This is a genomic window from Actinotalea solisilvae, from assembly GCF_016464425.1.
Lineage (GTDB): Bacteria > Actinomycetota > Actinomycetes > Actinomycetales > Cellulomonadaceae > Actinotalea > Actinotalea solisilvae.
This window is the reverse complement of record NZ_JADDKQ010000031.1, coordinates 1-10,973: the sequence shown is the minus strand read 5'-3', so window position 1 is coordinate 10,973 and position 10,973 is coordinate 1. Positions and strand designations below refer to the sequence as shown.

Annotated in this window: 9 protein-coding genes; 5 read left to right on the top strand and 4 right to left on the bottom strand. The window is 75.0% G+C overall.

What is annotated here, in order from left to right:
- Positions 1-1,111: homoserine O-acetyltransferase MetX (metX, locus tag JIG38_RS19235; protein ID WP_199425278.1), on the top strand; the 1,111-nt coding region annotated here is incomplete at its 5' end.
- A 73-nt stretch (positions 1,112-1,184) separates the two neighbouring features.
- Positions 1,185-1,919 (top strand): maleylpyruvate isomerase N-terminal domain-containing protein, encoded by a 735-nt coding sequence (locus tag JIG38_RS19230; protein WP_199425277.1) that lies wholly within the window; start codon positions 1,185-1,187, stop codon positions 1,917-1,919.
- Between the two features lie 13 nt (positions 1,920-1,932).
- Here the strand turns inward: JIG38_RS19230 and JIG38_RS19225 are convergent, their stop codons facing one another.
- Positions 1,933-2,256 (bottom strand): type II toxin-antitoxin system TacA family antitoxin, encoded by a 324-nt coding sequence (locus JIG38_RS19225; RefSeq protein ID WP_199425276.1) that lies wholly within the window; start codon positions 2,254-2,256, stop codon positions 1,933-1,935.
- Between the two features lie 50 nt (positions 2,257-2,306).
- Complete coding sequence (locus tag JIG38_RS20805) at positions 2,307-2,819, bottom strand: GNAT family N-acetyltransferase (RefSeq protein WP_199425275.1); 513 nt, start codon at positions 2,817-2,819, stop codon at positions 2,307-2,309.
- A 154-nt stretch (positions 2,820-2,973) separates the two neighbouring features.
- Here JIG38_RS20805 and JIG38_RS19215 point away from each other — a divergent pair, with 154 nt between their 5' ends.
- On the top strand, positions 2,974-3,936 hold the full coding sequence (locus JIG38_RS19215) for a zinc-binding dehydrogenase (RefSeq protein ID WP_199425279.1): 963 nt from the start codon (positions 2,974-2,976) through the stop codon (positions 3,934-3,936).
- A gap of 7 nt (positions 3,937-3,943) precedes the next feature.
- On the top strand, positions 3,944-4,912 hold the full coding sequence (locus JIG38_RS19210) for an alpha/beta hydrolase (protein ID WP_199425274.1): 969 nt from the start codon (positions 3,944-3,946) through the stop codon (positions 4,910-4,912).
- A gap of 167 nt (positions 4,913-5,079) precedes the next feature.
- On the opposite strand, the gene JIG38_RS19205 is transcribed toward JIG38_RS19210, so the two are convergent.
- Together JIG38_RS19205 and JIG38_RS19200 are read right to left on the bottom strand one after the other, a co-directional pair.
- Positions 5,080-6,447, bottom strand: a complete 1,368-nt coding sequence (locus JIG38_RS19205) for a restriction system modified-DNA reader domain-containing protein (protein WP_199425273.1) — start codon at positions 6,445-6,447, stop codon at positions 5,080-5,082.
- A gap of 207 nt (positions 6,448-6,654) precedes the next feature.
- On the bottom strand, positions 6,655-9,591 hold the full coding sequence (locus tag JIG38_RS19200; protein ID WP_199425272.1) for an FAD-binding and (Fe-S)-binding domain-containing protein: 2,937 nt from the start codon (positions 9,589-9,591) through the stop codon (positions 6,655-6,657).
- 132 nt (positions 9,592-9,723) lie between these two features.
- Between JIG38_RS19200 and JIG38_RS19195 the strand changes: the two genes are divergently transcribed.
- Positions 9,724-10,917, top strand: a complete 1,194-nt coding sequence (locus JIG38_RS19195) for a zinc-dependent alcohol dehydrogenase (protein WP_199425271.1) — start codon at positions 9,724-9,726, stop codon at positions 10,915-10,917.
- Positions 10,918-10,973 lie beyond the last annotated feature (56 nt).

Sequence of the window (10,973 nt, the reverse complement as noted above, 5' to 3'; positions counted from 1 at the left end):
CGCGCGCGCCGGGGGGCGCGCGGGCGACCCGGTCGGGGACCGCCGCTTCGTCGACGTCGGTCCGCTCGCCCTCGAGGCCGGCGGCCACCTGCCGGTGGTCCGCCTCGCCTACGAGACGTGGGGCACGCTGTCGCCGTCGCGCGACAACGCCGTGCTCGTCCTGCACGCGCTGACCGGCGACTCCCACGTCACCGGTCCCGCCGGGCCGGGCCACCCGACGGCGGGCTGGTGGCAGTCGCTCGTCGGGCCCGGCCGCCCGATCGACACGGACCGGTGGTTCGTCGTCGCGCCCAACGTGCTCGGCGGCTGCCAGGGCAGCACCGGGCCCGCGTCCACCGCGCCGGACGGCCGGCCGTGGGGCGGGCGCTTCCCCTACGTCACCGTGCGCGACCAGGTCACCGCCGAGATCGCGCTCGCCGACGCCCTCGGGATCCGCGACTGGGCTCTCGTCGTCGGCGCCTCCGCGGGCGGGATGCGGGTCCTCGAGTGGGCGGTCATGGCGCCCGACCGGGTGCGCGGCATCGCGCCCATCGCGACCACCGCGCAGACGACGGGCGACCAGATCGCGTGGGCGCACGCCCAGGTCGCGGCCATCCGCGGGGACGCGCGCTACCGGGGCGGCGACTACTACGACGCGCCCGACGGCGACGGACCGCACGTCGGCCTCGGCGTCGCGCGGCAGATCGCGCACACCACGTACCGCAGCGCGCTCGAGCTGGACCAGCGCTTCGGCCGCGCGCCGCAGGACGGCGAGGAGCCGCTCGGCGGCGGCGGGCGCTTCGCGGTGCAGTCCTACCTCGACCACCACGCGGGCAAGCTCGCGCGGCGCTTCGACGCGAACACCTACGTGGTGCTCACCGAGTCGATCCTGTCGCACGACGTCGGCCGCGGCCGGGGCGGCGTCGCGGCCGCGCTCGCCGGCGTCCCGGCCCGCGCGCTCGTCGTCGCCGTCGACACCGACCGGCTCTACCTGCCGGAGCAGTCCGAGGTGATGGCCGCGGCGCTCCCGGGCGCGGACGGCGTGCACCTCATCCGGTCCGACTTCGGGCACGACGGGTTCCTCATCGAGGAGGACCAGGTCGGCGCGCTCGTCCGCGACTTCCTGGGCTGAGCCCGCCACGCCCCGGACGCGGCGCCGGGCCCTCGCCCTGCCGCGCCGGCCGGTCGTCCCTAGCATGTCGACCATGGGCGGACCCGTGGACGCGACCGAGCTGACCGCGATCGACGACGTGCTGCGCCGGCAGTGGCTGCGGCTGCGGCGCTGGGTCGGGATGCTCGAGCCGGCGGCGCTGCGCCGGCCGAGCGCCGTCGAGGGCTGGACCGTCACCGAGCTCGTCGCGCACCTCGGCCGGGGCCTCGAGGCGTTCGCGGGCGTCCAGCCGGCCGCGGCGGGCACCGTGCCCCTGAGCCTGGGCGAGTACGTCAGCGCGTACCGCGACGGGGCCGACGAGATCGACCGGCTCACGCGCGACCTCGCCGAGCGCATCGCCGCCGACCCGATGCACGGGCTCGACGCCCTCGCCTCGACCGCGTTCGCCCAGGTCACGCAGCTCCGCGAGCTCGCGCCGGACCCCGTCGTGCACGGGCTGCGCGGGCCGCTGCACCTGTCCGACATGCTCGTCACCCGGCTCGTGGAGCTCGTCGTGCACGGCGACGACCTCGTGCGCTCGCTCGGACGACCGGTGCCGGCGGGCGAGAGCCCGCTCGAGCCCGACGCCGTCCGGCTCGTCGCCGAGGCGCTGCTGGAGGTCGTCGTCGACCGCGGCGGGTGGGACCTCGAGGTCGTCGACCCGCTCGGCTGGGTGCGCCTCGCCGCGGGCCGCGTGCCCTACGACACGGGCGCGCTGAGCGCCGCGCTCCAGGCACGGCACACGTCCGAATCCGTGCCCGACCTCGGGACGATGCTGCCGCTGCTCTGAGTCCTAGGCCTCTTTAACGAGTCGAGTGCGCCGCTGCGCGACGCGAGACCTTGAGGTCCTGCACCTGACGGACGAGCGCAGCCAACTCCGGAACAACGATCGGATCGCGATCCATCGCCGCCTCAAGTCGCTCGACCTCGCTCGGAGTGAGTCGCATGACCCGCTCCTCCATCAGTACAGCCCGTGCGCGCTCCATCGAGGCGCCGAGCACAAACGAGGTGAGGTCCTGCTGCTGTGCAGCAGCAGCCTCACGCAGAGTCTCAAGTGCATCTGGGGCGATCCGCATGTTAAGTCTGGAAGATCGCTCCGAGGTGGTGGCAGCCGTCATCGTATCCATGGCCCGCTCCTGTTGGTGTACAGCCACAGTACGTACCGCGGATGTACGGGTCAACTCGTTTCACCCTCGGCGAAGGTGGCACGTAGGTCGTCGGTGCGCATGAAGAGGCGCGCGCCATCGTCGCTGAGGGTCTGGAAGCCGTATCGACGGTAGAAGCCCGCCGCTTCATCGTCGATGGCGTCGACGAGCACGACCTCGAATCCGATGTCGACCGAAGCTTCGGCCAGTCGGCCGAGCGCGTGCGCCAACGTCAGGCCGCCGAGACCGGTCCCCTGGTACTGCTGGTCGACCGCTAGACGAGCGAGCAACATCGCGGACATGGGGTACCGCACCCTCGCGCCGAGAGGCGTCCCCACCAACTGGTCAACCTCGAGGCGGTACGTGACCAACGAGAAGAACGACGCGATCCGCGCCTCCTTCTCATCGACGCCGAAGGTTGTCCGTGCCGTGCTCCGCTTCTCCTGCTGACCTGAGTAGTGATGAAACCAGTCATCCAACGACGCTTTGCCGCAGGTGAACACGGAGCGATCGAGGAGTGGCTCGAAAGGCATGAAGATGATCACGGTCGTCCCACCGATATCGCACTGGTAGCTGTGAGACGCGGTTCCAGGTCGAGCGCGTCCGGAATCATGACCTTGGACGCTACCCCCCACCAGGCGTACGGAGCGACCGAGCCGGCCACTGCAGCCGCGGCTGTCCTACGGTGGGCGCATGACCATGCTCGCCGCCGTCGCCGCCCGCACCGACGCCGAGCGGCCGCTCGACGGCCTCGCGCTGGCGCAGGTCCCCGAGCCCACGCCGCGCGAGCACTGGTCGGTCGTCGACGTGCGGGCCGCGAGCCTCAACCACCACGACCTGTGGTCGCTGCGCGGCGTGGGCCTGCCCGCCGACCGCCTGCCCATGGTGCTCGGCACCGACGCGGCCGGTGTCACCGCCGACGGCACCGAGGTCGTCGTGCACTCGGTGATCGGCGAGACCGGGCACGGCGTGGGGCCGACCGAGCGCCGCACGCTGCTGTCCGAGAAGTACCCGGGCACGCTCGCCGAGCGTGTCGCGGTGCCGACGTGGAACCTCGTGCCCAAGCCCGCGGAGCTGACCTTCGAGGAGGCGGCCTGCCTGCCGACGGCGTGGCTCACCGCGTACCGGATGCTCTTCGTCGCCGCGGGCGCGCGGCCGGGCGACCGCGTGCTCGTCCAGGGCGCGGGCGGCGGCGTCGCGACGGCCGCCGTCGTGCTCGGGGCGGCGGCGGGCGTGGAGGTCGTCGTGACGAGCCGCGACGCGGGCAAGCGCGAGCGCGCGCTCGGCCTGGGCGCGGCGCACGCGGTCGAGAGCGGCGCGCGGCTGCCGTTCCGGGTCGACGCGGTGCTCGAGACCGTCGGCGCGGCCACGTGGTCCCACTCGGTGCGGTCCGTCCGGCCGGAGGGGACGATCGTCGTCGCGGGCGCGACGAGCGGGGACATGCCCGGCGCGGAGCTCACGCGGATCTTCTTCACCCAGCTGCGGGTGGTGGGCGTGACGATGGGCGCCAAGGCGGACCTCGAGGCACTGCTGCGGTTCCTGGCCCGGACGGGCGTGCGGCCGGTCGTCGACACGACGTTCCCGCTCGAGCGCGCGCGCGACGCCCTCGCCCGCCTCGAGTCCGGCGCGCACTTCGGCAAGGTGGTGGTGACATCCCGATGAGTCGCGCATGACGCCGACCTGGGTGACCGACGTCCTCGGTCCCGACTACCAGGCCCGCACGCTGCCCCTGGCCGACGACGACGAGGGCGAGGTCGTCGCGACGCTCGTGCGGCACCGGCCGCCGGGCGACGAGGGCGTGCGGCACGCGCGCGCCGTGCTCTACCTGCACGGCTGGAACGACTACTTCTTCCAGACGGGCCTCGCCGAGTTCTGGCGCCGTCAGGGCGCCGCGTTCTACGCGCTCGACCTGCGCAAGTACGGACGCAGCCTGCGGCCCCACCAGACGCCCAACTACGTCGACGACCTGGCGGTCTACGACGAGGACCTCGACGCGGCCATGGCGCAGGTCCGCAAGGACCTCGGCCGGCGCGCGCGGGTCATGCTCATGGGCCACTCGACGGGCGGCCTCGTCGGTGCGCTCTGGGCCCGGCGGCACCCCGGGGCGGTGTCCGGCCTCGTCCTCAACAGCCCCTGGCTCGAGCTCACGGGGGCGTCGTTCGCGCGCAACCTCAGCATGCCCGTCGTCCAGGGCCTCGCCCGGCGCCAGCCCAAGGTGCCGCTCCTGACGATCGACCCCGGCTTCTACGCCCGCACGCTGCTCACCGAGCACGGCGGCGAGTGGACCTACGACACCGCCTGGCGCCCGACGCCGTACTTCCCCGTCCGGCCCGGCTGGGTCCAGGCGGTGCTCAGCGGCCACGCGCAGGTGCGCCGCGGGCTGGGGCTCGAGGTCCCCGTGCTGGTCGCCCTGTCCGACCGCAGCCTCGTGCTGCCCCGCTGGCGCGAGGAGATGCGCGAGGCGGACACCGTGCTCGACGTCGACCTGCTGGCGCGGCGCGCGGTGCTGCTCGGCCCGGTCGTCACCGTCGTCCGGGTCGCGGGCGGGCTGCACGACCTCGCCCTCTCGAAGGAGCCCGCGCGCTCGCGCTTCTACGCGGAGGTCGCGCGCTGGACGTCCGCCTACGGCTGGGTCTGACGGTGGACGACGCCCTGGGCGCCCTGGGCCCACTCCCGGTGCTCGCCGCGCCGCCGGACCGCACGCAGGCGTGAAGGGTTGGTCGCGCCTCGTGCGACCAACCCTTCACACAACCAGCCGCAAGGGGGCCTGCTCAGCAGCCGGCGGCGGCCGCGGAGGGGGCCGGCTCAGGAGCCGGCGGCGGCCGCCTGGTCGTAGAGGTCGGCGAGCGACGGACCCGTCGGCCGGTCGAGCCGCCACACCGCCCAGCCGTCGACCGGCGCCTCGGCGGCGCTGACCACCTCGGCGGCGACGTCGGGGTCCTGGAACCACGACCCGTCGGGCAGCTCGATCCACCCGTCCTCGTGCAGCAGCGCCTCGTAGTACTCCCCGCGCCGGTCCCGTGACCACACCAGGGCGACGGGCGCGCCGAAGTGCGCGGCGACGACGACGAGGCGCGGGTCCGGGCCGTCCGCCGCCGGGGCGGGCGCGACGCCGGTGAAGGCGTAGGGCAGGGACGCCGCAGCCGGCTCGGACGCGAGCGGCGCCGTGTGGGCCGACGGGCCGCCGTCCCACGCGGGCTCGGGCGACGTGACGTCGTCACGGGGCACCCACGCCGGGGCCGGGGGAACGTCCCCACGCGACGCGGCCGTGCCGCGCTCGTGCGGCGCGCCCTCCCCGGGCGTGCGGGCGAACGTCCACGCGCCGTCGGGCGGCGGCGTCCGTGGGGCCGCGCTCTCACGGACGAGCGGCTGGCCGGCGGCCGGCGTCGTGACGCGCACCGCGAAGGGCGGCGGGGCGACGCTCGGCATGCGGCGCCCGGGGTCGGCGCGGAGGGTCGCGTGCGGCAGCGTCGCCGGCCGGTGCGCGGACGGCCCGTGGTGCCCGGGCAGCGCCTCGCCCGACGGCGGTGTCGAGAGGCGCGGCGCGCGACCGGCCGAGCCGTCGTCGCGCACCACCCGCAACGACGTCGGCTCCATCGCGCGGCGCGGCGGGGGCGTGCGCGTCAGGGGGTAGACGTCGACGATGCGCGCCCCGTCGGCGCCCGGCACCACACCGACCTGGAGGATGTCGACCTGCCAGCCGGGCTGGAGCAGGAACTCCACGACGTCCTGGATGCCCTCGGCGATCGCCGAGCAGACGAGCAGCAGGCGCGCGCCGCTCCGGACGGTCGTCGAGAGCAGGGACGTCGCGGGCACGGTGCGTCGGAAGGCCGCGAGGTGGGCGGCGAACCGGGTCGGCCCGCCCCGGTAGACGGCGGCGAGGTCCTGGGCGCTCATGCCGGCGGCGCGGCCCGCGTGCCGCAGCGCGCGGAGCACCGCGACCTCGTCGAGGACCGGCACGATCTCGACGACGACCGGCTGGCCCGACGCGTCCACCGCGAGCAGGTAGGGCGCGTCCTCGTCGCCGTCGCGCAGGCGCAGCGGCAGCAGCTGCTCGCCCAGCAGGGTGTCGAGGTGCTGCGCGAGCACGCTCGAGGCGGCGGGCGCGAACGCACCAGGGGCAGGCTCGAGCGGATGGACCGCGACCGACCTGGTGGTCTCGACCTGGAACATGGGGGATGCACTTCCCGACTGAGCTGACGCTCCTCGACCGCCCGCAGCCTATGGTCTGCGGGGGTCTGTCCGGAATGCCCCGATCGGTGGACGTTACTGCTCCGTGACGAAGGTGCGCGAAGGCGCAGGTGAGGGCCGGGTGACACGAGTGACCCCCGGGGCCCTGTGCACCACCTTCCGGGCGACCCGAACCCGCCCTGGTCCGTCCTACGGGAGGCGCGCCGCGAGCAGCTGCGCCAGGTGCGTCATCTGCGCGCCCGCGAGGTCCTGCGCCTGCGTGCGGCAGGAGAACCCGTCGGCGAGCAGCACGGTGTCGGGGTCGGCCGCGCGCAGCGCCGGCAGCAGCGCGTGCTCCGCGACGGCGACCGACACCTCGTAGTGCCCCTTCTCCATCCCGAAGTTGCCCGCGAGCCCGCAGCAGCCCGCGAGGGTCGTCACCCGGGCGCCCGCGGCCCGGAGCAGGGCGCGGTCGGCGTCGTACCCCATGACCGAGTGGTGGTGGCAGTGCGGCTGCGCGACGACGGTGACGTCGGCGAGGCTCGGCGGCTCCCACGCGTCGGGCCCGACGGGCGGCGGCGCTGTGAGCAGCTCGGCGAGCGTGCGCGTCGCGTGGGCGACGGCGACCGCGCGCGGGTCCTCCGGCAGCAGGTCGAGGAGGTCCGAGCGGAGCACCGCGGTGCAGGACGGCTCGACGCCGACGATCGGGATGCCGTTGACGGCGTACGGGCCGAGCACGGAGAGCAGGCCGCCGAGGCGCCCCTTGGCGCCGTCGAGCTGGCCCGTGCTGATCCAGGTGAGGCCGCAGCACGCGTCCTCGTCGGGGACGATGACCTCGTAGCCCGCCGCCTGGAGCACGCGGATCATCGCGCGCGGGACGTCGGGGTCGAACCCGTCGCTGAAGGAGTCGGTCCACAGGACCACGCGACGGACGGGGTCGGTCGCCCCGGTGGCGTGCGACGTCGCCCCCGCCGTCGCCTCCCCCATGCCCTCGGTGCTGTGGTGGCGGCCGTCCTGCCCCGACCACCACCGCCGGAACGACGTCGGGGCGAACGCCGGGATCGAGCGGCGCGTGTCCATGCCGCCCGCCGCGAGGACGAGCTTCGCGAGCGGCCGGACGCCCAGCACCGCGTTGGCGAGGCGGCCGACGCCGAGCCGCGCGACGAGCCTCGACCACCGCGGCAGCCAGCCCAGCGCGTAGTGCGTGCGCGGGCGCAGACGCCCCCGGTAGGCGCGGTGCAGGACCTCCGCCTTGTACTGCGCCATGTCGACGCCGGCGGGGCAGTCGCTCGAGCACGCCTTGCAGGACAGGCACAGGTCGAGCACCTCGTGCACCTCGGCCGAGCGCGCACCGCCCGTCACGAGCGTGCCGTTGGCCATCTCCTGGAGCACGCGCGCGCGGCCCCGCGTCGAGTCCTTCTCGTCGCGCGTCGCGAGGTACGAGGGGCACATGAACCCGCCGGACGCACCCGAGTCGGCGCGGCACTTGCCGACGCCCACGCAGCGGTGGACGGCCGTCGTGAGGTCGCCGTCGTCGTGCGGGAAGGCGAAGCCGGTGCTGCGGGCGATCGGCAGCGCGTGGGGGCGCCGCAGGTCCGCGTCGATCGGCCGGGGGTCGACGAGCACGCCCGGGTTGAGCACGTCACCCGGGTCGAAGAGCTGCTTGACGGCGCCGAACAGGCCCAGGGTCTCGGGCGAGTAGATGAGCGGGAGCAGCTCCGAGCGCGCGCGGCCGTCGCCGTGCTCCCCCGAGAGCGAGCCGCCGTGCGAGGCGACGAGCCGCGCGGCGTCGGTCATGAACGCGCGGAAGCCCGGGACGTCGTCGCGCCGCTCGAGCGGGATGCCGAGGCGCACGTGGATGCAGCCGTCGCCGAAGTGGCCGTAGGGCAGGCCCTCGACGCCGTGCTCGGCCATGAGCGCGTCGAAGTCGCGCAGGTACGCCCCGAGCCGCTCGGGCGGGACCGCCGCGTCCTCCCAGCCCGGCCACGCCTGCGCACCCTCGGGCGTGCGGCCGGCGAGGCCCGCGCCGTCGGCGCGGATCTGCCACATGGACGACGCCTCGGGCCCGGGCGGGATGACACGTGCCGCCGTCGTGCCGGCGTCGGCCGCCATCGCACGGGCGCGCTCGAGCGCCTCCTCGCGCGTCGCGCCGCCCATCTCGACCATGAGCCAGCCCGCACCCGGCGGCAGCGCGGGCACGTGCGCCTCGCCGCGGTGGCGGCGCACGACGTCGACCAGGCGCGCGTCGAGCCCCTCGACCGCGAGCGGGGCGTGCGCGAGCAGGGCGGGGACGGCGTCGGCGGCCGACGGCATGTCCGGGTAGCCGAGCACGACGAGGACGGCGGCGTCGGCGATCGGGACGAGGTTCACCGTCGCGCCGAGGACGGTCACGAGCGTGCCCTCGGTCCCGACGAGCATCTTCGCGAGGTCCGCGCCGCGCTCGGGCGTCAGGTGCTCGAGCGAGTAGCCCGACACCTGGCGGCCGAACCGGCCGAGCTCGGTGCGGATGGTTCCGAGGTGGGTCGTGACGAGGTCGCCGAGCCCGGGCACGACGTCGAGCGCGCCCGCGCCGCTGCGCGCGGTGAAGCGCCGGCCGTGCCCGTCGACGACGTCGAGCGCGACCACGTTGTCCGCGGTGCGGCCGTAGGCGACGGCGTGCGGCCCGCACGCGTTGTTGCCGATCATCCCGCCGAGCGTCGCGCGGTTCTGGGTCGAGGGGTCGGGTCCGAAGCGCAGGCCGTGGGGCCGCGCGGCGGCCTGGAGGCTGCTCATCACGACGCCGGGCTGCACGACGGCGGTCCGCGCCTCCGGGTCGATCTCGCCGATCGCGGTGAGGTGGCGCGAGGTGTCGACGACGATGCCCGGGCCGACCGCGTTGCCCGCGACGGACGTGCCCCCGCCGCGCACGGTCAGCGGCGTCCCGGTCGACCGCGCGACCTCCGTGACGGCGACGAGCTCGTCGACGTCGCGCGGGAAGACGACGACCTGCGGCACGACGCGGTAGTTCGACGCGTCGGTGCTGTACTCCGCGCGGCGGCGGGTGGACGCGTCGACCGCCTCGACACCGCCGACGGCCGAGCGGAGCGCGGCGAGAAGGTCCGGCACCGCGGCGGCGGGGGCGGTCGCGTCGGAGGTCGTGGTCGCCACGCGCTGATCCTGCCACCCCGGGCCGGACGCGGCCGGGGACCGTCCGAGGTGCGGCACCGCACCCCCCGGGAGAGCCTGGGCGGGACGGCCCGGGCCACAGCAGGCCGGGCGTCACCGACCACTGGAGGATGCATGCGCGCGCTCACCTGGCAGGGCAACGAGAAGGTCAGCGTCGAGACCGTGGCGGACCCGACCGTCCTGGAACCGACCGACGCGGTGATCCGGGTGACGTCGACCGCGATCTGCGGCTCGGACCTGCACCTGTACTCGACGCTCGGGATGTTCCTCGACAAGGGCGACGTGCTCGGCCACGAGGCGATGGGCGTCGTGGAGGCGGTCGGCCCCGAGGCGTCACGCCTGCGCGTCGGCGACCGCGTCGTCGTGCCGTTCGTCATCGCCTGCGGGACGTGCCACAACTGCCGGCGAGGCTTCACGACGCAGTGCGAGACGACCCAGGTGCACGAGCACCACAAGGGCGCGCGGCTGTTCGGGTACACCAAGCTCTACGGGCAGGTCCCGGGCGGGCAGGCGCAGTACCTCCGCGTGCCGCAGGCCCAGTTCGGGCCCGTCGTCGTGCCGGACGACGGTCAGCCCGACGAGAAGTACCTCTATCTGTCCGACGTCCTGCCCACGGCGTGGCAGGCGGTCGAGTACGCCGCGATCCCCGCGGGCGGGACCGTCGTCGTGCTGGGCCTCGGGCCGATCGGCCAGATGGCGTCGCGCATCGCGGCCTACCGGGGAGCGGGCCGCGTCATCGCGGTCGACCTCGTGCCCGAGCGGCTCGAGATGGCCCGCCGGCACGGCATCGAGGTGCTCGACCTGCGCGACCACGACGACCTGCCCGCGGCGATCCGCGACCTCACGGACGGGCGCGGTCCCGAGTCCGTCATCGACGCGGTCGGCATGGAGGCGCACGGGTCGCCCGTGGCCGAGGCGACCCACAAGGTCGCGGCGTTCCTGCCGGACGCCGTCGCGCGCAAGGTCATGGACGTCGGCGGCATCGACCGGCTCGCGGCGCTCCACACGGCGATCTCCGTGGTCGCGCGAGCCGGGACGCTCTCGCTGTCCGGCGTGTACGGCGGCTCGGCCGACCCCATGCCGATGATGGAGCTCTTCGACAAGCAGGTCACCGTGCGCATGGGTCAGGCGAACGTCCAGCACTGGGTGCCCGAGATCCTGCCGCTCGTCCAGCGCGACGACGACCCGCTGGCCGTCCTCGACCTGCGCACGCACCGGGTCCCGCTCGAGCAGGCCCCGCAGTACTACGAGACGTTCCAGAAGAAGCAGGACGGCTGCATCAAGGTCGTCCTCGACCCGGCGGCCTGACCGCCCCTCCCCGTCCGCGGACCGGAGCGGAGCGGCCCCGACACGCGCGCGTGTCG